Annotated in this window: 27 protein-coding genes and 1 pseudogene; 11 read left to right on the top strand and 17 right to left on the bottom strand. The window is 45.1% G+C overall.

All coding sequences use genetic code 11. The features are described 5' to 3' along the window. Positions 1-87: 87 nt before the first annotated feature. The 6 genes from ACKX14_RS06110 (at position 88) to ACKX14_RS06085 (ending at position 5,617) form a co-directional block, all read left to right on the top strand. Entirely contained in the window at positions 88-1,410 is a 1,323-nt protein-coding gene (locus ACKX14_RS06110; RefSeq protein WP_422445694.1) for a phenylacetate--CoA ligase family protein, read from the top strand. A gap of 97 nt (positions 1,411-1,507) precedes the next feature. Next, positions 1,508-2,680: a pyridoxal phosphate-dependent aminotransferase gene (locus ACKX14_RS06105; protein ID WP_422445692.1), complete on the top strand. Its 1,173-nt coding sequence runs from the start codon at positions 1,508-1,510 to the stop codon at positions 2,678-2,680. Further along, positions 2,677-3,243, top strand: a complete 567-nt coding sequence (locus ACKX14_RS06100) for a 2-oxoacid:acceptor oxidoreductase family protein (RefSeq protein ID WP_422445690.1) — start codon at positions 2,677-2,679, stop codon at positions 3,241-3,243. Before ACKX14_RS06105 ends, ACKX14_RS06100 begins: the two co-directional genes overlap by 4 nt. After that, a complete protein-coding gene (locus ACKX14_RS06095; RefSeq protein ID WP_422445688.1) occupies positions 3,215-3,511 on the top strand; it encodes a 4Fe-4S dicluster domain-containing protein in 297 nt (98 codons plus the stop codon). The genes ACKX14_RS06100 and ACKX14_RS06095 overlap by 29 nt, the downstream gene beginning before the upstream one ends. Positions 3,512-3,513: 2 nt before the next feature. Further along, positions 3,514-4,704, top strand: a complete 1,191-nt coding sequence (locus ACKX14_RS06090; RefSeq protein WP_422445686.1) for a transketolase C-terminal domain-containing protein — start codon at positions 3,514-3,516, stop codon at positions 4,702-4,704. After that, complete coding sequence (locus ACKX14_RS06085; protein ID WP_422445684.1) at positions 4,697-5,617, top strand: thiamine pyrophosphate-dependent enzyme; 921 nt, start codon at positions 4,697-4,699, stop codon at positions 5,615-5,617. Before ACKX14_RS06090 ends, ACKX14_RS06085 begins: the two co-directional genes overlap by 8 nt. Positions 5,618-5,657: 40 nt before the next feature. Here the strand turns inward: ACKX14_RS06085 and ACKX14_RS06080 are convergent, their stop codons facing one another. From ACKX14_RS06080 to ACKX14_RS06050, 7 genes are all read right to left on the bottom strand, one after another. Then, complete coding sequence (locus ACKX14_RS06080) at positions 5,658-5,873, bottom strand: hypothetical protein (protein ID WP_422445682.1); 216 nt, start codon at positions 5,871-5,873, stop codon at positions 5,658-5,660. Between the two features lie 203 nt (positions 5,874-6,076). Then, the gene (locus ACKX14_RS06075; RefSeq protein WP_422445680.1) at positions 6,077-6,802 is read right to left on the bottom strand and encodes a creatininase family protein; all 726 of its coding nucleotides are present in this window, start codon (positions 6,800-6,802) and stop codon (positions 6,077-6,079) included. 5 nt (positions 6,803-6,807) lie between these two features. Beyond that, on the bottom strand, positions 6,808-7,443 hold the full coding sequence (locus tag ACKX14_RS06070; protein ID WP_422445678.1) for a bifunctional 4-hydroxy-2-oxoglutarate aldolase/2-dehydro-3-deoxy-phosphogluconate aldolase: 636 nt from the start codon (positions 7,441-7,443) through the stop codon (positions 6,808-6,810). Between the two features lie 11 nt (positions 7,444-7,454). Beyond that, positions 7,455-8,372 carry a phosphotriesterase family protein gene (locus ACKX14_RS06065; RefSeq protein WP_422445677.1) on the bottom strand — a complete coding sequence of 306 codons (918 nt, stop codon included), beginning with the start codon at positions 8,370-8,372 and terminating at the stop codon, positions 7,455-7,457. A 28-nt stretch (positions 8,373-8,400) separates the two neighbouring features. Beyond that, positions 8,401-9,672 (bottom strand): PTS ascorbate transporter subunit IIC, encoded by a 1,272-nt coding sequence (locus ACKX14_RS06060; RefSeq protein ID WP_422445675.1) that lies wholly within the window; start codon positions 9,670-9,672, stop codon positions 8,401-8,403. A 16-nt stretch (positions 9,673-9,688) separates the two neighbouring features. Further along, entirely contained in the window at positions 9,689-9,967 is a 279-nt protein-coding gene (locus tag ACKX14_RS06055; protein ID WP_422445673.1) for a PTS sugar transporter subunit IIB, read from the bottom strand. Positions 9,968-9,970: 3 nt separating this feature from the next. Then, on the bottom strand, positions 9,971-12,118 hold the full coding sequence (locus ACKX14_RS06050; protein ID WP_422445671.1) for a BglG family transcription antiterminator: 2,148 nt from the start codon (positions 12,116-12,118) through the stop codon (positions 9,971-9,973). Between the two features lie 386 nt (positions 12,119-12,504). Here ACKX14_RS06050 and ACKX14_RS06045 point away from each other — a divergent pair, with 386 nt between their 5' ends. From ACKX14_RS06045 to ACKX14_RS06030, 4 genes are read left to right on the top strand one after another with little or no spacing between them, the layout of a single operon-like run. Then, complete coding sequence (locus ACKX14_RS06045; protein WP_422445669.1) at positions 12,505-13,311, top strand: DeoR/GlpR family DNA-binding transcription regulator; 807 nt, start codon at positions 12,505-12,507, stop codon at positions 13,309-13,311. 4 nt (positions 13,312-13,315) lie between these two features. Further along, entirely contained in the window at positions 13,316-14,605 is a 1,290-nt protein-coding gene (locus ACKX14_RS06040) for a four-carbon acid sugar kinase family protein (RefSeq protein WP_422445667.1), read from the top strand. Between the two features lie 32 nt (positions 14,606-14,637). Further along, a complete protein-coding gene (gene pdxA, locus ACKX14_RS06035) occupies positions 14,638-15,660 on the top strand; it encodes a 4-hydroxythreonine-4-phosphate dehydrogenase PdxA (protein WP_422445702.1) in 1,023 nt (340 codons plus the stop codon). Between the two features lie 20 nt (positions 15,661-15,680). Then, complete coding sequence (locus tag ACKX14_RS06030) at positions 15,681-17,063, top strand: GntP family permease (protein WP_422445665.1); 1,383 nt, start codon at positions 15,681-15,683, stop codon at positions 17,061-17,063. A 195-nt stretch (positions 17,064-17,258) separates the two neighbouring features. On the opposite strand, the gene galE is transcribed toward ACKX14_RS06030, so the two are convergent. The 5 genes from galE to ACKX14_RS06005 all read right to left on the bottom strand — a co-directional run bounded on the left by galE (position 17,259) and on the right by ACKX14_RS06005 (position 21,610). After that, positions 17,259-18,245, bottom strand: coding sequence for a UDP-glucose 4-epimerase GalE (gene galE / locus ACKX14_RS06025; RefSeq protein WP_422445663.1), 987 nt, complete (start codon positions 18,243-18,245; stop codon positions 17,259-17,261). Between the two features lie 43 nt (positions 18,246-18,288). Next, positions 18,289-19,197 (bottom strand): UTP--glucose-1-phosphate uridylyltransferase GalU, encoded by a 909-nt coding sequence (gene galU, locus ACKX14_RS06020; protein WP_422445661.1) that lies wholly within the window; start codon positions 19,195-19,197, stop codon positions 18,289-18,291. Positions 19,198-19,424: 227 nt separating this feature from the next. Further along, positions 19,425-19,676: an RpnC/YadD family protein gene (locus ACKX14_RS06015; RefSeq protein WP_422445659.1), complete on the bottom strand. Its 252-nt coding sequence runs from the start codon at positions 19,674-19,676 to the stop codon at positions 19,425-19,427. A gap of 246 nt (positions 19,677-19,922) precedes the next feature. Continuing rightward, positions 19,923-21,149 carry a DUF438 domain-containing protein gene (locus tag ACKX14_RS06010; protein WP_422445657.1) on the bottom strand — a complete coding sequence of 409 codons (1,227 nt, stop codon included), beginning with the start codon at positions 21,147-21,149 and terminating at the stop codon, positions 19,923-19,925. A gap of 233 nt (positions 21,150-21,382) precedes the next feature. Beyond that, positions 21,383-21,610 carry a hypothetical protein gene (locus ACKX14_RS06005; RefSeq protein WP_422445655.1) on the bottom strand — a complete coding sequence of 76 codons (228 nt, stop codon included), beginning with the start codon at positions 21,608-21,610 and terminating at the stop codon, positions 21,383-21,385. 174 nt (positions 21,611-21,784) lie between these two features. Between ACKX14_RS06005 and ACKX14_RS06000 the strand changes: the two genes are divergently transcribed. Beyond that, positions 21,785-22,147 (top strand): hypothetical protein, encoded by a 363-nt coding sequence (locus tag ACKX14_RS06000; protein WP_422445653.1) that lies wholly within the window; start codon positions 21,785-21,787, stop codon positions 22,145-22,147. A 43-nt stretch (positions 22,148-22,190) separates the two neighbouring features. Here ACKX14_RS06000 and ACKX14_RS05995 read toward each other — a convergent pair whose 3' ends face one another. From ACKX14_RS05995 to ACKX14_RS05975, 5 genes and pseudogenes are all read right to left on the bottom strand, one after another. Continuing rightward, the gene (locus tag ACKX14_RS05995) at positions 22,191-23,390 is read right to left on the bottom strand and encodes a polysaccharide deacetylase family protein (protein WP_422445651.1); all 1,200 of its coding nucleotides are present in this window, start codon (positions 23,388-23,390) and stop codon (positions 22,191-22,193) included. 212 nt (positions 23,391-23,602) lie between these two features. Beyond that, a pseudogene (locus ACKX14_RS05990) lies at positions 23,603-23,786 on the bottom strand (hypothetical protein); the annotation flags it as partial. Between the two features lie 96 nt (positions 23,787-23,882). Continuing rightward, positions 23,883-24,239: a hypothetical protein gene (locus ACKX14_RS05985; RefSeq protein WP_422445649.1), complete on the bottom strand. Its 357-nt coding sequence runs from the start codon at positions 24,237-24,239 to the stop codon at positions 23,883-23,885. A 195-nt stretch (positions 24,240-24,434) separates the two neighbouring features. Next, positions 24,435-25,577 (bottom strand): DUF4351 domain-containing protein, encoded by a 1,143-nt coding sequence (locus tag ACKX14_RS05980; RefSeq protein WP_422445647.1) that lies wholly within the window; start codon positions 25,575-25,577, stop codon positions 24,435-24,437. 451 nt (positions 25,578-26,028) lie between these two features. Then, positions 26,029-26,430 carry a 3'-5' exonuclease gene (locus ACKX14_RS05975; protein ID WP_422445645.1) on the bottom strand — a complete coding sequence of 134 codons (402 nt, stop codon included), beginning with the start codon at positions 26,428-26,430 and terminating at the stop codon, positions 26,029-26,031. Positions 26,431-26,505: the final 75 nt, after the last annotated feature.

Below are 26,505 nucleotides of genomic sequence, written 5' to 3'. Positions count from 1 at the left end.
CTTCTATATTTAGTTTTCAAGGTCCATGTTTAACTGGAATTTGAATAAGTTTGATTTACTAAATATATTATACGAGGAGGTTCACTCATGGCAAATAGACTTTACTGGAATGAAGAAATAGAGACTCTACCCCGCCGGGAACTGGAGGCCTATCAGACAAGGCAGCTGGCCTCTTACCTGGAGTTTGCATATAACAATTCGCCCTTTTATAAAGAGCATTTTGACGCAGCAGGTGTAAAACCCCGCGATTTTAAGGACCTATCAGATATAAGGAAATTTCCCTTTGTCGACAAGCAAACTGAAAGGGACCGGCAGCTTCATAAACCCCTTTTGGGAGATATGGTGGCCGTAACGGAGGAGGAAGTGGTCTTCGTTTCGGCTTCCAGCGGTTCCACGGGGGTTCCCACTCTGAGCCCCTTTACCCGCCAGGATTTTGACGAATTTCAGGATGTGCAGAGCCGGCTGTTCTGGTCGGCCGGCATGAGGCCACACGACCGCTACGTGCACGCGCTGAATTTCTCCCTTTTCGTCGGGGGGCCGGATGTGATAGGTGCCCAGAACCTGGGGGCGCTCTGCATTTGGGCGGGAACTCTCCCTTCCGAGAGACTGCTCTTTATCTTAAAGGAATTCAAACCTACCGTCATATGGACCACGCCCTCTTATGCATGGTACCTGGGTGAAACCGCCCGCAATCATGGAATAGATCCCGCCAACGACCTGACCATCAACAGAATCATAGTGGCGGGCGAGCCCGGCGGTTCCATACACGCCACAAGAAATGCCATAGAAAACCTGTGGAACGCTAAAGTTTACGACTTTTACGGCATATCCGACATATTCGGCGCCTGTGCGGGGATGTGCGAACAGCGAGACGGGCTGCATCTTGCCGAAGACCATATCCTTCTGGAGGTCCTCGACCCCGTGACGCATGAGCCCGTGCCGGACGGCGAGCGGGGGGAAATGGTGCTCACAACCCTGCGCAAAAAGGCCCGGCCCATGATCCGCTTCAGGACGGGGGATATCGTCACCTGCGACAGGACTCCCTGCCCATGCGGTCGCACCCATGCCAGGATCAGGGTGGTGGGGCGTATCGACGATATGTTCATCGTTCGCGGGGTAAACGTTTTCCCCGGTGATATCGAATACATCGTCCGCGGCATCAAAGAACTGACAGGGGAGTACCGCATTACGGTCTTTACCGAAGATCATATGACCAAGTTCATTGTTGAAGTGGAAAAGAGAAGGGGCGAAAACGTTGAAGCAAAACACCTGGCAGAATTCGTATCACAAACCATAAAGGCAAGGCTTGGAGTGCGCCCCAAAGAAGTGAAAATCCTGGAGGAAGGTGAAATCCCGAGAGCCACCCATAAGGCCAGGCGGCTCATTGATTTAAGGAAAAACGACCAGTAAAGGGATGTTAGATTGATTTTTAAGAAAAAGCGGTTAATTAACCGGTTAAAAACGGTTAATTAACCGGTCAATTTAAATTAAGAAAGGAAGTGTTATCTTGCCGACGCTCAGCCATCGGTTAAGCAACTTTACCGAATCGGTCATACGCAGGATGACCCGGATTGCCAACATTTACGGAGCCATAAATCTGGCCCAGGGATTTCCCGATTTCGGGCCGCCCGAGGAATTGCAGAGGGCCCTGGAAAGGGTGGCGAGGCAGGGCCCTCATCAATATGAAATCACCTGGGGTTCCAAAAAATTCCGGGAAGCCCTGGCGAAGAAGCAGACAAAATTCATGGGTGTACCTATCGACCCCGAGACCCAGATCGTGGTGACCTGCGGAAGCACAGAGGCCATGATGGTGGCCATGATGACCGTTTGCAACCCCGGCGATAAGGTGATAGTGTTTTCGCCTTTTTATGAGAATTATGCGGCCGACGCCATCCTCTGCGGGGCGGAGCCCGTATATGTATCCCTCCGGCCGCCGAAATTCGAATTTGACAGGGATGAGCTGAGAAGGGCTTTTGAACAGCGGCCCAAAGCTCTCATCCTGTGCAATCCTTCCAACCCTACGGGGAAGGTGTATACACTGGATGAACTGCAGTATATCGCCGGCCTTGCCCGGGAATACGACACCTTTGTCATCACCGACGAGGTATACGAACACATAGTCATGCCGCCGTACAGGCATATCTATTTCGCCTCACTGCCCGGCATGTTCGAGAGGACCCTTTCATGCAGTTCTCTCTCCAAAACCTATTCCATCACCGGGTGGAGGCTCGGCTACGTGATAGCCCCGGCTCATATCATAGAAAACGCCCGAAAGGTGCACGATTTCCTGACGGTGGGGGCGGCGGCGCCCCTCCAGGAAGCGGCCCTGGCCGGCCTTACCATGCCGGACAGCTATTACGAAGATTTGAGAAACTTATACGCCAGAAAGAGAGATATTTTCCTCAAAGGGCTGGATGATGCGGGGCTCAAATATACGTTTCCCCAGGGGGCTTATTACGTGATGGTGGACATTTCGGAGTTTAGCGAAGGAGACGACGTGGCCTTTTGCGAGTGGATGGCGAAAGAAGTGGGAGTAGTGGGCGTGCCGGGGTCCAGCTTTTTCAGGGAAGACGTCAGGCACCTGGTGAGGTTCCATTTTGCCAAGAAAGACGAAACCCTGATGGAGGCTGCAGCGCGCCTGAAATCTTTGAGGGATAAAGCAAAGAGGGGGATATCATGATAGAAATAAGATGGCACGGACGGGGCGGGCAGGGAGCCTTCACCGCCTCCAGGCTTTTGGGCCTTTCAGCGGCCCTGTTCGAGGGCAAATTCGCACTGGCTTTTCCCGCCTTCGGCCCGGAAAGAAGGGGTGCTCCCGTCCAGGCGTTTACCAGGATAGATGACAAGAAAATCACGGACCGCAGCGAAATAGAATCCTGCGACCATATTGTCGTGCTCGATGAATCCCTTGTAAATAAATCCATGTATAACGATTTAAAACCCGGCGGGACCCTTTTGATAAATACCAGGCACCCCGAAAAATTGGAAAAATCCGGCCGCTGCCGCATTATTGCCATAGACGCCACTTCCATCGCTTTGAAAGTGCTGAAAAAACCGGTGACAAATACAGCCATGCTGGGGGCTTTACTGGGCGCGTCGAATATCATCAGCCTGGATTCCGCTTTGAAGGGGATTCAAAAAGAAATGGGAGAAATCGCGGAAAAAAACATCGAGGTATTAAAGCTGGCGTATGAAACGGTAAAGGAGGGTGTAAATGGAAAGACCACCGGTTCGAGAATATAAAAAGCCACGCCATATAAATGATTATCCCTGCGGCCCCTGCTTTACCGCGGGGCACCTGGTGACCGAAAACGCCGGATGGAGAACCGTAAAACCCGTAATAGACAAAAATTTATGCGTGAACTGCCTTGTTTGCTACCTGTGCTGCCCCGACGGCGTTATCTTTAAATCAAACGGTAAGGTGGACATCGACTATAGATTCTGCAAGGGCTGCGGCATCTGTGCCAGGGAATGTAAAAAAGGCGCCATTCGAATGGTGGAGGAGGAATGACGATGCGGGGTTATAAGGCTTTTTTATCGGGAAATGAAGCCGTGGCCCTGGGCGTAAAACTCTCAAGGCCACACGTCATCGCCGCATATCCCATAACGCCGCAGACGGTGGTCATGGAAAGGCTTTCGGAAATGGTGGCGGATGGGTCTTTAAAATGCGAATTCATGCATGTGGAATCCGAACATTCGGCTCTGTCGGCGGCCATGGGCGCCAGCGCCGTAGGGGCCAGGACGTTCACCGCCACTTCATCCCAGGGCCTCCTGTACATGGCGGAGTGCCTTCATTATGCCAGCGGAGGCAGGTTCCCCATCGTGATGATGAACGCCAACCGCTCACTGGCACTGCCCTGGAGCATATACGGCGATCAGAGGGACTCCCTTTCCCTGCTGGATTCGGGGTGGATACAGGTTTATGTGGAAGACGCCCAGGAAAGCCTGGACATGATAATTCAGGCCTATGCCATTGCGGAGCACCCCAAAGTGCTGACGCCGGTTATGGTAAATCTGGATGGATTTATTCTGACGCATACCTACGAACCGGTGGATGTCCCCGACCAGGAAAGCGTGGACCGGTTTTTGCCGCCGTTTGACACACCGTACAAGCTGGACCTGGATAATCCCAAAAACATGGCCTTCAGTTCAGCTCCTGAGGACAACATGGAATTCAAATACCAGCAGCACAGGGCGGTCCTGGATGCCGTAGAGGTGATTGAAGAAACGGAACGGCGCTTTTATGAGCATTTCGGGAGAAAATACGGCGGGATGGTGGAAGCATACCGGTGCGAGGACGCCGAAATGGTGCTGGTTACGCTGGGAAGCGTTACGGGTACCGCCAGGGTGGTGGTAGACCGCCTGCGGGAGGAAGGTTGGAAGGTGGGGCTTTTAAAAATCCGCTTCATGCGCCCCTTCCCGCAAAAGGAAATTGCCGAACTTTCCCGGACTGTGAAGGCCATAGGAGTAATAGATAAGGACATATCTTTCGGCTATGAGGGGACGGTTTACACCAACGTGAATTCCGCCGTCGCCAGATCCGGGAAAAATGTGGTGACCATCGATTTTATTGCGGGCCTCGGAGGAAGAAGCATATCAAAGAAGGATATAGCAAACATGTTTTCCGTTCTAAAATCCGCCGCGGAAGGAAAAAGGCAAAAGCATGTACAGTTTATAAACCTGGGGGTGGCCATAGATGAGTGAAGCCAAAATAAAGCCGATAAATGCACGCAATATAACGGACCGGGAATTTTTCTACGGGCATAAGGCCTGTGCCGGATGCGGAGGAAGCCTGGCCGTGCGCCTCGCCCTCAAAGTTCTGGGTGAAAGGACTTTCGCGGTGCTGCCTGCAGGATGCATGTCGGCGGTGGGATTTATTTACCCGCAGCTCTGCTTTGCGAACAACGCCATGATCTCGACCTTTGCGGGAACCGCTTCCATGCTTTCGGGAATAGCGGCCGGGGCCAGGGCGCTCGGCATCAGGGATTTTTACGCCGTGGGTTTTGCCGGAGACGGAGGCACCGCAGACATAGGGCTTCAGGCCCTTTCCGGCGCCATCGACCGGCATGAGCGGATTATTTATATTTGTTACGACAATGAGGCTTACATGAACACCGGCATTCAAAAAAGCGGCCTGACCCCGTACGGCAGCAGGACCACCACCACACCTGCCGGTGAAAAAATGCGAGGCGCCGCCACACAGAAGAAAAACATGTTCGAAATTGTGGCCGCCCACGGCATTGATTATGCCGCCACGGCCAGCGTGGGATATATACAGGACTTCCTCAACAAAGTCCACAAGGCAAAACACGTAAGGGGCACCTCGTATATCCACGTCCTTTCCCCGTGCCCGGTGGGATGGGGGTTCCCTTCCGACCGCACGGTGGAAATGGCAAGGGAAGCGGTGGACTGCGGGCTGTGGTACATGGCGGAATACGAAAATGGGGATTTCAAGCTGAACAAAAATCCTGACAGATTCAGCTCCGTAGAGGATTACCTTATGAAACAGGGGCGGTTCAGGCACCTGACGAAAGAAGATATAGAGGTTATTATCGAATTTAGAAATAAAAAATGGGAGCGCATTAAAAAAAGCTGGGCTATAACCAGCGTGCCTTAATCAGAATTTCTAATTAAACGACTCCACGTATAGCTTCCTTTTATAAAACTAAGAAGGAAGGGGTGATCTGCCCCCTTCCTCCGACACTGAAGGACGTACGGTTCCATATCCGGTCATTCATCAGGTTATGTAAACTCATTTTGTCGAGTACCGCTATAACCCTGCTGGGCATTCCCCTAAATCCGCCCTCCCAATCCGACGCCGTCACTTTTAAAACCGGTACCTTATCGCCATCTTTGGCCGCTCTTTTACGCATCCAGATTCCTCCATCAATTTAAATGCCGTTATCGTCTATTATACCAGAAAACGCCGCTGTTTTGCATGAAAACTCGATTTTTGAGGTTTGCAAACAGTTTATCAGCACGATATTCACACAATGACAAAAAACTGCGGGGTCTCCGCAGTTTAATCTCCACCGGTTAATAACTTTCATCTCACAATTCTCTTCTGTAATTAATGTTAGCCGTCATTTTTTAATATGCTTTCAATTTTTCTTATTGAAGCTGCAATAATTTTTTCTCCCTTTTCTTTTGCAGCTCTTGTCGGGTCTCCAAATACCCCGCTTTTACTCAAGTCTCCCAGATAATCATCAGAAAAACCGTAATCGTACGGGGTTGCCGGATATTCTTTAACCGCCTTATTCATATCCACCAGCTCCTCTTTTACAGCCAGCATTACGGAGGTCTCAAATTCACAGGCATGCAGCATTCCGTTCCACAATGCGGATTCCATGTCATTTTCGATAAATTTTCTCATATCAGGATAAAAGAAATACAGAATTTTTATATCTACCTTTTCGTCGGACAGTTCTCTTATGGCAAATTTTATGGGTCTATTGTTGGCTTCATGACCGTTTATTATGACAAATTTCCGGCATCCGTTTCTTGAGAGACTCACGGCAATATCTTTTATTAAAGCCTTGACAGTATCTTCTTTGAGCACTATACAGCCGGGTATGTTTCTCCAAACCCATGAATACCCGAAGGGAACAGGCGGCAGTAAAATCCCGTTGTTCAACCTTTCGTTCAATCTTTTGGCCAGCTCAACGGCCGCAAAAGTATCCGTCCCGTACGGAAGATGAGGGCCGTGCTGTTCGGTTGCGCCGATAGGCAAAATGGCCACCGCTCCCTCATTAAACCTTTTTTCCACATCGGGTCTTCTCATCTCGGCCAGTATTTCACCCATAACAATCACTCTTTTTTTACCTCATTAAATATATTTTTCAGACCATTTATGCGCACTTTAAAATCATGCTCTGAAATGTCAGCTCCGTCTTCACCTTTAAACAACCCGTTTCCCATTCCAATGGAGCATGCCCCGGCTTTTATAAATTCAGAAGCGTTATCAACGGTAATCCCCCCTACGGCCATCATCTTGATCATCGGAAACGGCCCCTGCACGGCTTTAAAGAATTCCGTGGTAAGCTGGCTCGCCGGAAATATTTTAAGCAAATACACCTTCTGACATACCGCTCTCGTGATGTCGGTGGGGGTCGCCACTCCGGGGATCACCGGCACATCCTTCATTTTTAAAAAGTCTACCAGTTCTGGTATATATCCGGGGGTCACAATAAACTGAGCTCCAGCCTCCATTGCTTTTACGGCATCTTCTATATTAAGTACTGTCCCGGCGCCCACAGTCATATCCGGATAAGTTTTTTTCAGATAATTTATAGTCTCCAGGGCATCGAGGGTTGAAAGAGACACCTCAATAATATCAATATCGGCGGCTTTCAATGAAGATACATATTTATCTATTTTTTCACCAGTTACTCCTCTTACAATCGGCAAAATGCGATTTTTCAGGACCTTTTCAACAATATCCATAATTTTACCCCCTAAAACGCCAGCCACCTGGCTGGATTTTCAACGAATATCCGCCTGATGATTGCTTCATCTACGCCCTCGGCGATCAACCGGGGAATGAATTTTTTAATGATATATTCAAAACCCGGCCCTCCCTGATATGCCTTCAAATAACTTTTTCTGCCCATATCACCCGAAATCAGCAACTTATCACCGTATCCGTTGTTTATGATATTTTTTATCAGCTCAACTCTAACACTATCCGGATAGTATTTTATTTTTCCAGGTCCGTCAAATTGGATATAAGCACCCATTTTTAATATGGAAAGATGATAATAAGGATCCGCATTTCTATCAGAATGCCCAACGGCTGTCTTAGAAAGATCCGCGCCTTCCTGCTTTAAGATCTCCAGTTGTTCTAAGCCCATGGTACCGTTTTCGGTATGTACCCAGATGGGCGCCCCTGTCCGTTTCTGAGCTCTTGCCGCCGCTCTCGTGACTTTTTCCTCAACGGCGGTTATGACATTGTAAGAACTTCCCACTTTTATCTGCCCTGCTTTTATGTCGGTATTATCCATTCCTATTTCAATTTCTTTCACGAATAACTCTGCCAGTTCCTCTATCGATTTTTCTTTCACCCACTCCGGGTAATACGGGCCTTTGTTAAAGCCTGTGGTGGCTATAATATGGACAGGTACCTTTTTTGCAATATATTTCAAGCCTTCGGGGTCTCTGCCGTAATCAATAGTGCTGCCTTCCACCAGCGACCTTCCCCCGGCCCTGTGAAAATATTCCAGTTCTTCAATAGCCCTATCTATTTCAGGAAGTTCCAGATCGGGATCCTGCTTGATTTTCCAAGCGGGCGGATGTGTTATTAAATGTTCGTGCGTATAAGTAAATCCAAGTTCCTCCGGTTTTATATCTCCCAACACCGTTCTTATCTTTTTCAATTTGATCGCTCCTTATAAAATTTTATTTTTACAGGCCAAACGCCTTGCCTATCAATCTCATCAATGTAAGGACGATTATAGCATCCGGTGAAGCAAACCAAAGTCCCTCTACACCGTATTTAGTTACATCTGCCAAGGGATATCCAAAAGCGACCATCAGAGGCCATGTAAACCCCAGGAAAAATCCCGCAACTATAGCGCCCCGCCTGCCGCCCAGGGTGTTTCCGAAAACTCCGGCACATGCCCCCATAAAGAACATGCCAATTACACTGGGCAGTACCACCACCGGCGCTACGACTCTTGTAATAAAAGTTGCAAGCAGCGAACCTATAAGCGCCGCAATAAATCCTACTATCACGGCTATGGGCGCGTAAGAATAAAATACGGGAACGTCTAATGCCGGTTTTGCACCGGGAACGATTTTTTCGCTGATTCCCTGGAAAGCCGGTATAATCTCCCCTAAAAACATTCTGACGCCCTGCAGTAAAACCAGGACACCCGCCACAAAAGATAGAGCCTGAAGCATTGAAAAAATTAAGTAGTTTTTACCTCCGCTCAACTTGCCGACGATTTCCGGACCGGCTATGAAGGCCGTGATAGTATAAATTATCACCATAACTATAGACATAAAAATCGCCATATCTCTGAAAAATCCAAGGCTTTCTGGCACTTTCATATCTTCGGTGGTTTGCTCTTTGTTGCCAAAAAGTTTGCCCACCCATCCTGAAAGCGTAATCCATGAGCTGCCCCAGAACCCAAAAGCAACATCGTCGCTGCCGGTAACCAATCTTACGGTTTTCTGGGAAATAGCCGGAAATACAACCATACATATTCCTTCTACTATTGAACCTATTAAAACAACAGTCCATCCTTTAAAGCCCATTTGATCGAGCACTATGGCCATGGTGCCGGCAAAGCTCCACATCATGTGACCTGTTAAGAATACGTATTTGAATGGTGTAATTCGGGCTAGAATTAAATTTATTATAAATGCAAAAACCATAATGAGCGCCGTTTCTTTGCCTAGAAAGGTTGACACAGCGGCCACCAGCGAATTATCTTCAGCAACTATTCCGGTTAAATGAAAAGCCTCCTGAAACATTTGACTGAATGGAATTAAGGCATTTACTATAAGACCAGCCCCACCGCTCAAAATTAAAAACCCCAGAGTGGTCTTTATCATTCCGGTTATTACTTCATTTGCAGATTTCCTGAGGGAGATGAGGCCTAACGCCGCCACCACAGCCAGGACCACCGCCGGTTCCCCCAGGAGCATACTGATGAAATTTATTAATTGCATATAAAAAGCCTCCTTTTTATTTTTTTAAGTTATTTAAATAATCTTCCAACTTTTCCTCTAATTCCTTTTTATTAATCAGATTATTTATAAAAATCTTATCCACCGTGACATCCTTTATTTGGGACATCATCTCTTTAGGTGCAATTATCAAATCAGCATTTGCACTTTTTATTGAACCCAAATCAATATTTGAAATTTCGGCCTTTTGTCCCCTTTTCCGCAACACCTGCTCTATGTACATTTTAAGCATCAGGCTGGTTCCAAGCCCCATTCCACATATGGTTACGATCTTCACTTATTACTCCTCCTTTTCTGAAAAATTGTTTATATATTTAATGAGCAATTTTTTATCGGCATTTTTTTCCCTTAAAAGCTCGATTACATCTTTACTGTCCAGAAACTGCATAAGCTGAGAGAGCGCTTTAAGGTGAGTGATAGAATCTGTAGAGCATAGACAAACAACGATTTTAACCGGGTCATTTTCCGGATGACCAAAGTTTACCGGCTGGGTTAACGTTATGAGGCTCATGCCAATTTTCTTCGCTCCCATTTCCGGCCTGGCGTGGGGCATGGCAATGCCGGGCGCTATTACTATATATGGGCCTAATGTCCTTACAGCATCTTTCATTGCACTTATATACTTTTCTTCTATATACCCGTTTTTTAACAGCAGGTTGCCTCCCACATCAATTGCCTCCTGCCAATCGCTTACTTTTACGTTCAACAAAATGTTTTCTTCTTTTAATACATCTTTTAACACAGGTTTTAATGCCTCCTCAGTTGTATAAAATCTGTTCGCAATTTTAATGTTATGATTTTCGAAAAAGCTTACAAGCGCCTTAACCAAGTTGCGATAATCTATAATTTGACAGTTTTCTCTGATTATGGATAAGAGACTATTTAAAGGCACCACTTCAGACATCCCGACGGGTAGATTAATGCAGCTCAAAAAATTCATGAGCCTGCTTTTGTCTTTTTCGTTAAGAAGCGGTGAAATATGTATGCAGGGAATATCTTTATACTTCAGAGGTATTGTGGAAATTATTATATTTTCTTTAAGGTCTTCTTCATTAAGACAATGATAAGAAGTTATTTTTGTCACCAGTATATTTTCAAATTCACGATTCAGACGGGATGCCAGAAGTCTTGCCGTGCCCATGCCGGTGCTGCATACGATCACTGCCTTAACTTTTCTATTGTTTCTCAGTCTTTCTATTGCCGCTCCAAAATGCATAGCTATGTAGGCCACTTCATCTTCCATTACATAACTTTGGAACTTATCTTTAAGCTGCAGGCAGGCTTCTTCAACAGCTGAAAAAATTTCCGGATATTCTTTTTTTACTTCATTTAAAAGGGGATTTTTTATGGAAAGGCCATTTCTCATACGATACAGCGCGGGTTTTAAATGTTCTTTAAGACCGTTGAAAAGTATTTCATCAAAAGAAAGATCAACATGGATCAATTTACCTACATGACTAATAAGTTTCGAGGTAATAAGAGATACTTCCACCCAGTTGCCTTCTTCTTCAGGCGAAGGCCTGGTAACTTTTCCGCCCAGGAGATGAAGAGTTATATACCCCACCTCTTCTATCGGAATTTTAAGCCCGAAACGTTTTTCTAATTTCTCCGCAATTTGCAGAGCTATTATAAACTCTTTTTCAACCATCAGCTGCTTTAATTTTTCCCTGGGCATCAGGATTTCTCTGCCGACAGATATGCGCTTTATAGCAATTGCGATATGTATTATGAGACCCGAAAAAGCCATGTCGCTCAAATCCTTGCCCAGCCGCCTCTCCGCCTCTTCGACACAATGTCTTATATACGACACATCGATATCTTTTACAAGCGTTCGCAACTGGTGCGCAATACCGGGCTCAATTGTTTTATATTGCAAGTCCCGGTAATCAAGGATGTTAACTATTTCCTCCAGATTCATGTTCTCGGTTATACTCTCAACCAGAGCTCTTCGTAAATCTTTTTCTTCACCCACTACTTTAATGCCCTTTTTCGTTATATATTTCACTTGTAAATTAAATTTCTTCAACCAGTTCTTGACATCTGCCAGGTCGGAAATGACAGTGTTACGGCTAACAAACATTTTATCTGCCAGTTCGTTTATCTTCACACATTCTTTTGTTCTTAAAAGTTCTGCTACAATTAATTTTTTTCTTTCTTCCGGAGCAAGCTGATAAATATAATAATTTAAATCTGACAATTTTTCTAAAATCTTATCTTTATACTTTCTGTCTACAGCAATTCCAATATTAGGTTTTCTTATCAATTTACCTATATCATTTTTGCTCAGCCAGTAATCCAGCTGATTTAAATCATTTTGAACGGTTCTTTCACTAACATTTAAATAAGTGCCCAACTGACGGATCGTCAAAGGTTCGGTGCTTTGCAATAAAATCTGCAGTATTTTAACCGCCCTTTTTTTTAAATTCATATTAAATCCTCCCGGTTTAAATTATATTTCTATAACGATATGTATTAAAGTCCAAAATACTTCAACAAAATTGCCGCAAAAAAATAATAGTTTTCTGACCGTTTCCACCCCGGCGATAAACCAAGATAGTAAGGCTAGAAATTTTACAGGAAAAGTCCGCATGTCTGTAATAAATTATTTTTTGATGTCAGCTATCTTTCGCTCTGCGAAAGTTGAGTAAATTGTATTTAAAACGATTTGTTGTGAATCTCGAATTTTAAAATGGAAAAAATTATTTTTTTCACAAAGCAGGAATTTTTTGATAAATAACAGAATAGAATATTTATGAACATAAATGAACAGTTTTTAGAGGTCAAATTAAACAGTTTTAAACATGGAGGTTTCAAATGTTAACACTGGAACGGCGCAAAAAAATTTTACAATGGATAACACACCGGGGCCGGGCGGAAGTGGGGGAACTGGCGGCAAATTTCGGAGTGTCTCCAATGACCATAAGGCGGGACCTTAAGTCCCTGGAGCAGGAAGGCCTCCTGCTACGAGCCAGAGGCGGTGCGCTGGCTAAAGATTCTTTTGTCGAAGAGGTACCTTATCGCTGTAAAGCAGGCACCAATATTGAACTCAAGAGGCTCATCGCCGAAAAAGCGTGTTCTCTTATCAAAAACGGCGACTCCATAATACTGGATGCCGGTTCAACTACTCTTGAGGTTGCAAGATGTTTGAAAAAGAGCGGCAAGAATCTCATGGTAGTGACCAATGATTTGAATATAGCTCTGGAACTGGCCGATACATCGAACATTAAAGTACTGACCACCGGAGGCCAGGTGCAATCCGGGATATACTGCCTCCTGGGCGAAGAAGCCGTCAATTTTATAAGGTCCGTAAGTGTAAATATAACATTTCTGGGTGCGGGAGCTATCGATACAGACCTGGGGTTATACACACCCACCCTGGAAAAAGCTCATCTGAAACGGGCTATGATAACCTGCGCTGCAAAATCGGTGGTGGTGGCGGACCACACCAAATTCGGCCACAGAGCTTTCGCCAGAGTATGCGGTCTGGAATCTATAGACACCGTCATTACCGACGATGGAATAGATGAGGAAATAAAAGCTAAAATGGAAAACCTTCAAATCGAGGTAATATTATCTTCGACCAAAAAAACATCATCGAAGCAAAACGAGAAAGGAGGATGAATTTATGGCACTTTTTGCAGTAATCGCCGACGACCTCACCGGCAGCAACGCCACCGGAGCGCTCCTCGCCGGAAACGGTTTTAAAGTGGTTACAGCAATAAACTACGAAAACCTTGATACTTTTAACTTCAGTACATTCGACGGCGTTATTATCAACACTTTTAGCAGGAGTATTGATAAACAGGAAGCTTTAAACCGCGTCAGAACCTGCGCTTCCCTTCTTTATAGAAAAGGAATCCGGTATTTCGGCAAGCGAATCGACAGCACCATAAGAGGTAACCTGGGAGCGGAAATAGAGGGAATCCTGAAGGGTTTAGATTCCGAATACATAGCCGCTGTAGTGCCCGCCTACCCCCGTTCAGGCCGCATTGTGGTGGGAGATTATCTTCTTGTAAACGGTTTACCTGTAGAGCGGACAGAAGCCGCCCGAGACCCGAAAACCCCCGTCACAGTTTCAGATGTGCTGGCGGTCATCAGAGAACAGACTTCCATACCGGCCGGGCATATTCCTCTTGGTACGATTTTGAAAGGTCCTGAAATAATCGCTAAAAGTATAAGGCAGAAAATAGATTCCGGCAAAAAAATCATCGCCTTTGATGCCATAAGCGATGAAGATATCGCCAATATCGCGCTGGCCCTTCAAAAATCAGGTGTAAAAGCTGTAACGGTAGACCCGGGGCCTTTTACCCAGAAATATATATCCTTGATGCTGGAGAAAAACATGCCAAAAAACGCTAAGGTAATGGTAATATCTGCCAGTATAACGCCTTTAACCCGAAGCCAGCTTGAATTTCTTCAAAAAGAATACGGGGCCGGAATTTTAAGTGTCGATGTAAGGCTATTGCTGGATGATAAATTAAGGGAAGACTATCTGCTGAATACGGCCCTCAGTATCCATGACCTCAGTGTCAAAGGCGATATCTTCGGCCTGAGGGTGGCGGAAAAGGAGGAAATGATTCTTGACATGAACACTGAAGCCCGGCGGCGGAACACCACCATAGATTTTCTTTCAAGGCAGATAAACAATGCCCTGGCCCGCATAGCCATAAAAGTTCTCGATATGGGAGTTCCAAACCTCAAGGGTGTATACATTACAGGCGGTGATATGACAGTGGCCTTTTGTCAGGGGGTAAAGGCTCATGCCATTGAAATCGCCGGTGAAGTGCTTCCCCTGGCGGCCCACGGGACTCTGGTGGGGGGAAAATTCCCCGGTCTGCAAATAGTAACAAAGGGCGGGCTGGTGGGAACCGCCGAAAGTGCCGCAAAATGTATCGATTTTATTCTAAAACGGTAATTAAAATTTACTCGCCAAACAAGGAGTGAAGCATCTTGTCAAAAAAACCTTTAATAGGAATCACAGCAGGAGACCCGGCCGGTATCGGACCGGAAATCGTTGTAAAAGCTCTCGCAAAAAAAGAAATATACGAAAAAGTCAACCCCATAGTAATCTGTTCAAAAACGGTTATCGAGAGGGCTTTGGAAATCACAAAGGTAAAGATGGATATTTTTCCCCTGGAAATCAATTCCATCGACCGCGCTGTAGAAAAAGACTTTTCTTTCGATAAAATTTATCTGGTGGATTTAAAAAACGTAAAACAGAATATCCCTTTTGGAAAAATCTCTGCCGAAGCCGGAAAGGCTTCCTTTGAATACATCAAAAAATCCATAGAACTCGGGATGGCCGGCCTTATAGACGGCGTCGCCACAGCCCCCATAAATAAGGAGGCGATTCACGCCGCAGGAATAGATTTCATAGGTCACACCGAAATGTTCGCCGAGCTCACCAAAAGCCGGGATGTGCTGACCATGTTTCAGGTGAGAAACCTGCGCATATTTTTCCTCACCCGGCATTTATCGCTGCTGGAAGCATGTTCCAGGATAAAGCTGGAAAATGTATTCAATACTCTTTTGAGCTGTCATAGGGCACTGCAAAATCTGGGAATAGCAAATCCTTCAATTGCAGTGGCTGCTTTAAATCCCCACGGAGGTGAAGGAGGACTTTTCGGTGACGAGGAGGTGAGAGAGATAATTCCGGCTATAAAAAAGGCCCGGGCGGAAGGTGTAAAGGTGGAAGGGCCGGTTCCTGCAGATTCGGTTTTCTACCTGGCAAACCTCGGCCGCTTTGACGCAGTCCTTTCCCTGTACCATGATCAGGGCCATATTGCAGCAAAAATGCTGGATTTTGAAAGGACCGTAAGTGTCACCACCGGTCTTCCCTTCATAAGGACATCGGTGGACCACGGCACCGCCTTTGATATCGCCGGAAAGGGGATCGCGAGTTCGGTGAGTATGGAAGAAGCCATCAAGGTGGCGGGAGATTATGCTTTTACGGTTAAAACCCAAAAATAAGTTGTAAAGGAGAGGATCTTATGACAGGCGCTCCCGGAGCTCAGATGATACTGGGACTTATTATTGGTGTGGCTGTTCTGGTCTATCTCATATTGAAGACAAAAATCCATGCTTTCCCAGCCCTCATTATTGCGGCGTCACTCACAGGCTTGATTGGCGGTATGCCGCCGTCTGTCGGCGACATCAATGTGGCCAAATCAATAACTACAGGCTTTGGCAATACCTTAAGCAGTATCGGCATCGTCATCGGTTTTGGCGTCATGATGGGAAGATTGCTGGAAGTGTCGGGCGCTGCGGAACGCATGGCCTACACTTTCTTGAAATACCTCGGCCGGGGCAAGGAAGAATGGGCCCTGGCAGCTACCGGATATGTGGTATCCATACCTATTTTCTGCGATTCGGGTTTTGTGATTCTTTCACCCCTGGCAAAGGCCCTTTCCATGAAAACCCGCAAGTCCGTATTGACTCTGGGCGTGGCTCTGGCCATCGGCCTCGTGGCCACCCATCATGCAGTTCCGCCTACCCCGGGGCCTCTGGCGGTGGCAGGTATTTTCAAGGTGGATGTGGGCAGCATGATACTGGCAGGCCTTTTATTCGCAATCCCCGTAACGGTGGCGGGGGTACTCTATGCCCAATGGCTCGGAAAAAAAATATACCAGATTCCCAAAGAGGACGGCAGCGGTTGGGAACGTCCGGAATTTCAGCCTTCCGGGTCTATGGAAATTCCCATAGGAGAAAGGCCTGACCTTCCTTCAACTTTCGCGTCCTTTGCTCCGATTGTCATACCCGTGATATTAATAATCTTCAATACGGTTTTGTCCGCCCTTAAATTAAAGCAACTATGGGCTCAATATCTTATATTTCTCGGCAACCCCGTAATCGCTGTAGGAATTGGTCTTATAATTGCCATATACGGCTTAACTCCAAGGCTTACCCGGGATGAAGTGATTAAAAGGATGGAAGAAGGCGTCAGTTCCGCAGGTATAATAATTCTGGTAACCGGTGCAGGAGGCGCTTTGGGACAGGTATTGAGGGACAGTGGAGCAGGAACCTATATAGCAAATTTTATTGCAGGCACGGCCATGCCGGCAGTTCTGTTGCCCTTTTTTGTTTCAACACTTGTCCGCCTTGTACAAGGAAGCGGCACAGTAGCTATGATTACATCAGCATCAATTACGGCGCCGATTCTGGCAAATCTTTCGGTGAATCCTCTGATAGCCGCACAGGCTGCTACCCTCGGCGCAATGGTTTATTCATACTTTAACGACAGTTATTTCTGGGTGGTTAACCGTCTCCTGGGGATAGAAAATGTCAAGGAACAAACGCTGACATGGTCCATACCCACTACCATCGGATGGGGTGTTTCCTTAATATTAATCCTAATAGCGGGAGCTATTTTTTAACTTTAAATGTCATTAAAAAAATTACAAAATCAGGCGGTGGGGTGCAATACCCACCGCATTTTAACGACTAGCCGTGATACGGCGGTATGATGAATCCTAAAACGTCAAAATATTCCTGGCGTTCCCGAACAAAACGGATTTTTTTCTGGGCTCTCCTGACGGCGGCACCAACGGCATGTGCGCAATCAATGTAATTTAAAAATTCCCTCTTGTGCACTTTTTCTCCCATTCCCAGGCGGTCTTTATGATAAAGCCAAGGTCGTCGTATTTGGGCTTCCAGCCAAGTTTTTCTTTTATCTTGCCGGAATCCGCCACCAGCACAGGAGGGTCGCCCGCTCTCCTGCCGGCCAACTCCACCCGGAAGTCCACTCCCGTGACTTTTTTCGCCTCATTCACCACTTCCATCACCGAAAAGCCCCTGCCGTAGCCGCAGTTGAAGACGTCGCTTTTCCCGCCGGCAAGGAGGTATTCCAGTGCCAGCCTATGGGCTTCCGCCAGGTCCATCACATGTATGTAGTCTCTTATGCATGTGCCGTCGGGGGTGGGGTAGTCCGTCCCGTAGACATAAAGCCTGTCCCTTTTTCCGCAGGCGGTCCTGACGCACATGGTGACTATGTGTGTGGCGTCGGGCTTGGTCTCCCCTATTCTGGCTTCGGGGTCCGCCCCGGCAACGTTAAAATAGCGTAGGGACACATATCTGAAGTCTTCCGCCGTTGAAAGGTCCTTGAGCACTCTCTCCACCATCACCTTACTCGTGCCGTAAGGATTTATGGGTTCAAGCGGCATATCCTCGGTGATGGGCATCTTTTCCGGCTGGCCGTAAACCGCCGCGGTGGAAGAAAAAATGAATTTATTCACGCCGCACTCGCGCATGGCTTTGAGCAGATTGACCGCGCCGCAGGTGTTGTTTTCGTAGTATAAAAGCGGTTTTTGCACCGACTCGGGCACCACTATCTTTGCCGCAAAGTGCATGACGGCATCGGGCCTGAAGGCCGACATCACTTCTTTTAAGCGCGCAAAGTCCAGCACATCTCCCTCCGCCAGGCTGCCGTAGAGCACTGAACTTCTCCTGCCGGTGGAAAGATTGTCATATACCAGGACATTTTGGCCCTTTTCTCCCAAAAGCTTGACTACGTGGCTTCCTATGTAGCCTGCCCCGCCGGTTACCAAAATTCTTGCCATAATTATAAAAACCCCCCCTCTTTTTGCCCGATTGCTATTTTCGTCAGGCGGACTGATCCGCCGCGGCTTCGCTCATGCCGGGAAATCTCTCTTTCATCAGGCCTATGAGATAGGCGGCGAAATCGTCCCTCAGGTCGTCTCTTTTTAAGGCGTATTCTACCGTGGCGATGAGATAACCCAGCCTGTCCCCCACATCGTATCTTCTTCCCTCAAAGTTGTAGGCGTAGATAACCTCGTAGTTCAAAAGCTCCTTCAGGGCGTCGGTGAGCTGTATCTCTCCCCCGGCGCCGGGTTTTGTATGCTCCAGGATTTCGAAGATCCGGGGGGTGATTATGTACCTGCCCAGTATCCCCATGCGGGAGGGGGCCTGTTTCTTTGACGGCTTTTCTATCAGGTCGTTTACTTTGTATACTTTCTCCTCAATGGGGTTTATGTTTACTATGCCGTACTTGCTCACATCGTCTTCGGGGACCTCCTGGACTCCCAGGATGGAGCAGTTGTACCTGTCATAAATATTTATCATCTGCTTAAGCACCGGCTCTTCGGCGTCTATCACATCGTCGCCCAGCAGGACGGCAAAGGGCTCGTCCCCCACGAAGGTCCTGGCGCAGTAAATGGCATGGCCCAGGCCCCTGGGCTCCTTCTGCCTTATGTAGTGGATGTCCACCATGTTGGAGATGTCTTCCACCAGGCTGAGCAGGCCCTCCTTGCCCTTTTTTTTCAGTTCCAGCTCCAGTTCCACCGACTTGTCGAAGTGGTCTTCTATGGCTCTCTTATTCCTGCCCGTGACTATCAGGATCTCCTCTATCCCCGATTTCACGGCCTCCTCCACTATAAACTGGATGGTGGGCTTGTCTACTATGGGCAGCATCTCTTTGGGCTGGGCCTTCGTGGCGGGCAAAAACCTTGTCCCCAGCCCCGCCGCCGGGATAATGGCTTTCTTTATTTTCATTCGCCACACTCCTCTTGATTTATCTTGTATATAAAATAGTATAGCATTATTTTCCTCTGTATGCAGCAAAGACTGTTTTATAAAATTAAAAGAGCCGCACTTCGTGCAGCCCCGAATGCATTTTCAATGTCTGCGCTTTCCATCTTTAAAGCCCTTAAAATGCCCGCTTTAGTGGTATTTAATTATGGAGGTTATTTTTCACTGCTTCAAGAATCTATCGAGATCACTTAGAGACTCAAGCCTTTTTCCATACCTTCAAGAAAACCTTCCTGTTTCCCTCTTTCTTCGGCATACTTGAACACATTTAGCATTCTAAATTCCTCCCATAATTTGTCAAGGGTTTCTCTGTCCAGCAGTTTGTCAACCAGGACTATTATGGTCGCTATAAGTTTGTCTTTTTCATATCCGTCCCCGGGTATTTTCTTTATTATTTGTATGGCTTTTTGTGTAATTTCTTTAACGTCTTCTTTTCTGCTCATTATGGGTGAAAACAGGATTTTGGGGATATCCGGATTTTCTTCTCTCCCGCTCCAATATCCTCAACCCCATTATATTAATTTTTTGAGTATTTGTAAAGGCAAGTGTAAAGGAACGTTTGTTCGTATATATTATACAAAAATGACAATATTTTTCAATAAAAAGATATTGACATAAAAAGATATTGACCGGAGCCCGATCTCACGCCGGAAGGGGGATTTATAAAAAGACCGCCGGAGCGGTCAATTTTAATCCATGAGTCTTTTCTCTCCCTTCAGCTCTTTAATTCTGCCTATTTCCTGAGTCACTTCCAGCGTTCCCGCATAATCGCCCTTCCCATCCCTCACGGCGAAATAGCGGATGTACACCAATTTCCCCTGGAAGTTAATCCAGAACTCCTCCGAGTCTTTTTTACCCTCTTTGAAGTCCTGCAGGAGCCTTTCCACCACGTGCACGCTGGCCGGGGGGTGGCAGTTCTGCACCGTCCTGCCGATGACCGCTGCCGTCCGGGTGAAGATCCGTTCCTTCCCGGCGGAAAAGTATTTTACAACGTCATTTTTGTCCACAAAGGTAATGTCCACGGGCAGGTGATTGAAAATCAACTCCACTTCTTTGGGAGAAAGAGTTCCGGTTTCAAATTTCAAGAGGTCGCCCGTTTTGCCGCCGGCGGGGATTTTTCCCGTTTCCTCCAGAGGTATCCTCGGAGGCCGCCACTCCCCGGCCGGCTTTACGAGGCAGTAGCCTATCTCGTCGCTTTGCCTGTAGATTTCATACCACTCATCCTGGGTGAGGGTCTGGAGGGCCATCGGAAAGAGGATTTTCTCTTCTTTAAAGACCATTTCCTGCACCCTGCTTACGGCTTTTTCCAGCTTTTCCGTAACTTCTGCCTTTTTATCGGGTTGGTAATTTGTGAGGAGGTTTACCGCCTCTTTCAGCGCGCCTCTTATCTCGTCGTCTACCCCCCACATGACCTTGGGGGGCGCTGTTATGCCGTATTTTTCCAGGTAAGGGAAGAGGAGATTTTCCTTCCGCTTATAGTGCCGGTCCACTTCCATAAGGAGTTTAAAACTTTCCAAAAGCTTTGCGGACGCCTGTCTTTCTTCACCGCCTCCGGCGGCTTTTAGCGCTTGTATGGCGGGCATTATTTCCCCGGAAATAAGCCTGTTTATGGCAGAATTTTCCAGTTTAAATGTGTGAAGGGGATGACCCGGTGTGATTTCGGGTTCCGGTTTGCTCTCCAGGCTTTCTTTAAATATGGAGGCGTGGACGTCGCACATTCGCTGGATCTCCTCCACCGGCATGCCTTCCTGGATGAGGGCCTGTTCCATGGCTGCCACCTCATCGTGGGAAAGGTCTTTTACCACCTCCCGGAATCTCTCCTTTACCTCGTCAACGCTTTTCCCCCTGTGAAGGTCCATTATCACATCCTTCAAGAGCTTTAGACGGTATTCACGGTTGGTTATCAGTTCGGACACAATATATCCCCCTTTCAATTTATATTTTTTATAGCTTGCCCATTTGTTAAAGCATCTATAAAAAAAAGCTGCAGTATGTTTGCAGCAATAAAAAAGTTAACATAATTTATTAAATAGCAAAACGAATAATTCTTAGCTCTTCAAAGAATCCATGATACTCTGATCCAAAATTAATGAAAAAACCTATTCCGGGCTATGCTTCCTACTTCGGAGATAATCTGAAGATATTTTATTTAAAAAAGACTCAACTGGGGTTCCTTCTCTTTTTCGCCTTCTGTTAACTCTTTTATTACTTTAATTTTTCTATTCAGCAAAAACTCAGAATCAGGATCATGCTGTTGAAAATTTTTGGTGGCGGTTTCTTTTTCATAATTGGCATAACAATACCAGCAGCGAGGTTGCGTAGTACCTGCTTTTTCTTTAGGTGGTCTTTGAACTGGAGGCGCGGTATTAGTTTTCATTGCCTTTATTGAGCCTGTAGCAATGGGTTCCAGCAGAAGATGTGGTAACCAACATCCCCATTTGAGGCTTGCGGGAACGTCTGCGGTGCGGCTTTGGCGGCCGGTGCTTAGATGAAGATATTGCAGTTTAAGGATGTTAATGTTAAAATATTCTAAAGAAAGGAGAGAAGGTGGATGGCGATGGTTGATCCAACAAAAGAAGTTGCTGCTGGAATGGACGAACCTAAAGAGCCTAAAATAACGGAAATGGGCTATTTTTATTTATCCCAACAGTTCATTAATATAACGCAAAATATAGCTGATATAAGAAAAGAGATCAGTGATTTAAGAAACAACATTGATATAAGATTTGACAACCAACGAAAGGAAACGATAGATTTAAGAAAAGAAATTGACCAAAAAATTAGCGACCTTAGAGCCGAAATAAAGGAAGATAACCGGGATCTAAAACAAGAAATCGGGAATTTACGTATTTGGTCTATAGGCACTATAGTAACCATAATACTGGCCACAGTAGGCTGGTTTATAAGCAAATAATTAGCCCCCTGGAGAAAACCCATGTAATGCAGTTCTGCTGGAATCACTTCTTACCTTGCTTAGTCTTTTTAGGCCTTATGCTATCTATAACTTCCCGGGCATCAAATAGTGGTAAAAGCTTTTCGCTTTGGGTCTTCAGGGCAATACCGTCTATGTGCCTTCTATCCATTTCTATAAAATTACCGGCAAACCTTTTATAGGGGTTCGGTCCCACACCGTAAAAAACATTGAATCCCGATTCCATTAAAAACTTGAACTTGGAATCACCGGGAGAAAGGTTGCTGCCATAAGGGTAAACATATATGGATGTCTGTCCTATCAAAGGTTCAACCTCATTCTTCCACTTCAATGTATCTCTTTTTAGCTTTTCGTAGCTTATTTTTCTCACATCAGGATGGCCGTAACTATGGGAAGCGAAGACCCATCCGGTTTCCTTCAAACGTTCAACCACCCGCAAGACTTCAGCTTTTTGTTTCTCATAATCCGCAGAGTCGACGTTATTGGTCCTGTAGCCCAGTATGCCTTGATAACCCGTAAGCGCAATAATACCTTTTGCTCCATGAAGCGAGAAATCCTCATGCTCCTTTATAAAGTTATCAAGGATGGGGATTAGTTCATTGTCACGAGAGACAATGACCTGCCCCTCCGGAGAAACGGAATACGTGGCAACATCCCCTTTTTCATCCAAAATTAATTTAAAAACATTTCCGTTTTCAATCATGTATTCGTAATAGTTGAGGTCGTCCACTGAAATTATAATAGGTTTTTTGCCCGGAGGAAGCAACAAAGTTTTTTCAACCAGGTTCCTTTTTCCATTCATTATCTTTTCCTCAAAAATAGATCTTACGTCCACCAAAATGAAGTTATTTTTATAAAGTGCGTCGAGGATTTTCTTGAACTCACTTACGGTAACGAACCAGTCATCATACCCTTTAGAGATGCGGTCACCGTCAAACGCTAGCTCAGGATAAGCAATTAAAGGATGAAAGAATATATTTTCTATGGGGCCATCGTAGGGAACAAGTTCGGAGGTTGTTTGCTTTTTGTCGCTATGCGAAAAAGAATTGTTATTTTTATTGTTGTCTATCGTCTTATTTTCATCAATTTGTTTTGTTGTGTCGTTAATTACACCTTGATTGACCACAGTAAAAACAGGTTGCCCATCAGGCATCGAAATTTTAAGCGCTAGAAAAAGAACTGCTATAGATATTACGGCAATCGATAAAAAAGCTTTTTTATTCATTCGACCCGACCTTTCGATAAAAACTGACTATAAGACTCCGACATGATTTTATTCTCTATCTGTTTAGACGTAAAATTTAAGTAAAAGTTCCTTTTTTTTATAAAATATTTTATTTCTTTGATTTAGAAACTAAATTGCGGATGGTTTCTTTAAAGGCCTTTATTTTTCTTGGGGTGGATGTTTATATGCTTGGGGTGGATGATAAACCCCAGTTCCGCTTGTCGGGGTGTCCGGGTGAAGATTAGGATGTCACCGGCATAACGGACTATTCGGATGCCTCTTTGTTTCATCGCCTGGTCAAAGTTATTTGTTCATGAATCTCTCGGATTTTGCTACTGCCTGGTGGCAGAAGCGCCCCGGTCGGTATCCATAGCTTGACGGGTGAAAGTCTGGCTCAAGATCGGCTCGCTTCATGAATCAAAAATACAAAGGTTGTTGACCTGATCCAGGTCAACAACCTTTGTCGTTTAATGCCAGGTCCGGTTTTTGAAGTTAGGGATCTACCTGCACGGGATCGATTTCAATTGAACAAATACGGTTTGCGGGAATTATGATTTTCTTCATGATCTCTTTATCAACGATCTTACCACCGCTGATAACTTTCAAGAAGAGGCAGTCGCCCGGCTCAGGAAGAAGAATAGCGAAATTACCGAGGAAGAATAAATGGGACCCGTTTATGACTTTTTTGCAACAATCTCCACACTCGAACTCAATACCGATTTTTTTGTCTCCCTCGTGTTTCATTTTGTTGATGGCAGACTCCACACCTTCCAATGATGGGTCCTTTTGTTCGGACAGCTCCTCTTTAAGTTTGTCAAAAAATGAATTCAATTCAGTATGTTCAGACATTGAAAATCACTCCTTTTTTTATCTTTTGATAATATAATATGATTTATAACAGGAATTGTTACATGAATTAAAGGATAGAGGTAAAAACATTTTTTCTAAAGTTGAAAAGATACAAAATGGCCTGTAACTGATATCATGCTAAATTATCAACCGGACATGAAAAAAGCCGCGCTTTTTTTGCGCGGCTGAGTTTATTCACTGCTTCAAAAACCTGTCGAGATCGCTAAGCGACTGTATATCAAAAATATGGTCCGCAATGAGTTCAAGAGTCGGTCTATCCTGGCCCTGGATCCTTTCTTTGTATTCAACGGGCAGTTCTCCAAGTCTTTTGCAGAGCAATCTCACCACCGTCTCAGCTATGCCTTTTTCCAATCCTTTTTCAATGCCTTTTTCAATGCCCTTTTCTATACCTCTTTCTATACCTTTTTCTATACCTTCTTCCAATCCTTTTTTATATAATTCTTGATTTATAATGGTTTTACCTTTTTCCATGCCTTCTTCAAAACCTCTTCTGTATATCTCCGGGTCGATTATCATCTTTGCCATTTCATTCACCTCCTGCTCAATGTCCTTTACTTCTTCGCTAAAAAGTTCGCCAGCCAAGGTGCTAAGTTCCAGAAGTATTTTGTTGCATTCTTCGATGATAAGCTCGTTTATTATCAGGGCGTCTTTTAATTCTTTTATTATGCTCTCTATTACTTGTGTTATTTTCTTACGGTATTCGTTTTGAAGTTTTGTTTTTTCTTCTTCCTGAAGTTTTCTTTTCTTCACGTTTTCGAGTTCTTCGCTTAGGTTTATTATCCGCAGTGGGAGCATGATGTAGAGCTTTTGTTTTTTATAATAGTCCGGATCATGTTCCCAGATTTTGAAAGTAGGTACTATGTATTTTATTTTCTGTTCTGTATACGGCATTTTTATTGTGAGGTTTAGTTCGTCGGGTATGGACTTATTGTGTTTTAGAAATATGATGATTTGGGATGGGAATTCTACGGTTATTTCTTCATCTACTTTTATTTTGCTGTAGTCCAGGTCGTCTATGGCGATTCTAAATCCGTAATCTATCATGCGGATTATTAATGTCCTGTCGTTAATGGTCTGGAATTCTATGTGGTATTTTGTTTTTTGTTCGTTTATTTCTATGCTCAAGACGGTGTCGGCTATGGCGGTGGTTTTGTCCAGTCTTATGTATTCCCGGTTTAATTGTTCTATCCTGGCGTCTTCTTTAAAGTTCTTTTTAAAAAGGGCGTTTATGGCGTATATCGTAAGTCTGTTTGAGATGTTAAACAGGTTTTTCAGGATTTTGTCGTAGTGTATGGTTTTTTTCTCGCCGTTCCCCATTTATTTAACTCCCTGTATTTTTATATTACTATTTATGTTATGGTTTTTCAATAAGTTGCATTTGATATTATAGAACATTTGTTCTCTTTTATTATATAACCTTATCTAGATTCCGTCAACGGGATTTTTTTTGCCGGAAAAACCCTGATACCCAGCCAAATAATTATGGTCCTCTGCAAAAAAAGCCGCGCTTTTTTCGCGGCCGATTTATTTTAATTTAAAGAATTTATGATTACAAAGTCGGATTTTCTGTTAAAATATATACGGGTGAAGGATTTTGAAAATAAGATGGTTTAAATGGCTGCCGGTAATCATCTGGTGTATTATAATTTTTTGGTTCACGGCGTCTCCCCTGGCTAAAACTTCTAATGGTTAAACCAGGCCAATGGCATTCCCTGCTCCCTCATCCCCCGAACTTCTTTATCCCTTCTCTCACTTTTTCTACCACACTTCATTCTATCTTAACATTCAACCTCTCAAGAATTTGAATTTGTTTATCAGTTATTTCCTCAAGGCAGCCTATACATAATAATTCTCTTGCTCTGCTAAATCCCACGTAACCAAGACGGTATTCATCACTTTTTGTCCGTAATTTTTTCTTATCTGTTTCCAACCATTTCATCAAAATATTGGAGGTATCCGCTACCATCAGCACACAGGTGGCTTCTAATCCCTTTGCACTATGTATTGTTGAATAATATCCGCAGCATTCCGTAACATTATTATCTGATTTGCGCGGCCTGGCCAGTATCTTCCCCACTTCAATATCGCTTCTATGCTTTTTAACTATAACCTTTCCGAATTCGCTTTGAAACGTAGGTAAAATAGCTAAGCTCGTCAGCCCTGTTTTCAATTTTTGTATCGGTATCTACATCCGTCATCACAACACATCTGATAAAATAACCGTTATGTTGAGAAAATTTCTAAA

The sequence above is a fragment of the Thermorhabdus hydrogeniformans genome (assembly GCF_049310025.1).
Classification (GTDB): domain Bacteria; phylum Bacillota; class Thermosediminibacteria; order Thermosediminibacterales; family Tepidanaerobacteraceae; genus JBJYKD01.
Note: the sequence above shows the minus strand (reverse complement) of the source record. Positions and strands in the feature narration are given on the sequence as shown.

What these genes read in the sequence shown, in the direction of transcription:
- ACKX14_RS05985 (WP_422445649.1), bottom strand. Translation starts at nt 24,239, where the DNA reads ATGTCTGAACATACTGAATTGAATTCATTTTTTGACAAACTTAAAGAG.
- ACKX14_RS06005 (WP_422445655.1), bottom strand. Translation starts at nt 21,610, where the DNA reads ATGAAAACTAATACCGCGCCTCCAGTTCAAAGACCACCTAAAGAAAAA.
- ACKX14_RS06045 (WP_422445669.1), top strand. Translation starts at nt 12,505, where the DNA reads ATGTTAACACTGGAACGGCGCAAAAAAATTTTACAATGGATAACACAC.
- ACKX14_RS06110 (WP_422445694.1), top strand. Translation starts at nt 88, where the DNA reads ATGGCAAATAGACTTTACTGGAATGAAGAAATAGAGACTCTACCCCGC.
- galE (WP_422445663.1), bottom strand. Translation starts at nt 18,245, where the DNA reads ATGGCAAGAATTTTGGTAACCGGCGGGGCAGGCTACATAGGAAGCCAC.
- ACKX14_RS06030 (WP_422445665.1), top strand. Translation starts at nt 15,681, where the DNA reads ATGACAGGCGCTCCCGGAGCTCAGATGATACTGGGACTTATTATTGGT.
- galU (WP_422445661.1), bottom strand. Translation starts at nt 19,197, where the DNA reads ATGAAAATAAAGAAAGCCATTATCCCGGCGGCGGGGCTGGGGACAAGG.
- ACKX14_RS06090 (WP_422445686.1), top strand. Translation starts at nt 3,514, where the DNA reads ATGCGGGGTTATAAGGCTTTTTTATCGGGAAATGAAGCCGTGGCCCTG.
- ACKX14_RS05995 (WP_422445651.1), bottom strand. Translation starts at nt 23,390, where the DNA reads ATGAATAAAAAAGCTTTTTTATCGATTGCCGTAATATCTATAGCAGTT.
- ACKX14_RS06060 (WP_422445675.1), bottom strand. Translation starts at nt 9,672, where the DNA reads ATGCAATTAATAAATTTCATCAGTATGCTCCTGGGGGAACCGGCGGTG.
- ACKX14_RS06100 (WP_422445690.1), top strand. Translation starts at nt 2,677, where the DNA reads ATGATAGAAATAAGATGGCACGGACGGGGCGGGCAGGGAGCCTTCACC.
- ACKX14_RS06080 (WP_422445682.1), bottom strand. Translation starts at nt 5,873, where the DNA reads ATGCGTAAAAGAGCGGCCAAAGATGGCGATAAGGTACCGGTTTTAAAA.
- ACKX14_RS06000 (WP_422445653.1), top strand. Translation starts at nt 21,785, where the DNA reads ATGGCGATGGTTGATCCAACAAAAGAAGTTGCTGCTGGAATGGACGAA.
- ACKX14_RS06040 (WP_422445667.1), top strand. Translation starts at nt 13,316, where the DNA reads ATGGCACTTTTTGCAGTAATCGCCGACGACCTCACCGGCAGCAACGCC.
- ACKX14_RS06085 (WP_422445684.1), top strand. Translation starts at nt 4,697, where the DNA reads ATGAGTGAAGCCAAAATAAAGCCGATAAATGCACGCAATATAACGGAC.
- ACKX14_RS06075 (WP_422445680.1), bottom strand. Translation starts at nt 6,802, where the DNA reads ATGGGTGAAATACTGGCCGAGATGAGAAGACCCGATGTGGAAAAAAGG.
- ACKX14_RS06015 (WP_422445659.1), bottom strand. Translation starts at nt 19,676, where the DNA reads ATGAGCAGAAAAGAAGACGTTAAAGAAATTACACAAAAAGCCATACAA.
- ACKX14_RS06050 (WP_422445671.1), bottom strand. Translation starts at nt 12,118, where the DNA reads ATGAATTTAAAAAAAAGGGCGGTTAAAATACTGCAGATTTTATTGCAA.
- ACKX14_RS06095 (WP_422445688.1), top strand. Translation starts at nt 3,215, where the DNA reads ATGGAAAGACCACCGGTTCGAGAATATAAAAAGCCACGCCATATAAAT.
- ACKX14_RS06070 (WP_422445678.1), bottom strand. Translation starts at nt 7,443, where the DNA reads ATGGATATTGTTGAAAAGGTCCTGAAAAATCGCATTTTGCCGATTGTA.
- ACKX14_RS05980 (WP_422445647.1), bottom strand. Translation starts at nt 25,577, where the DNA reads ATGGGGAACGGCGAGAAAAAAACCATACACTACGACAAAATCCTGAAA.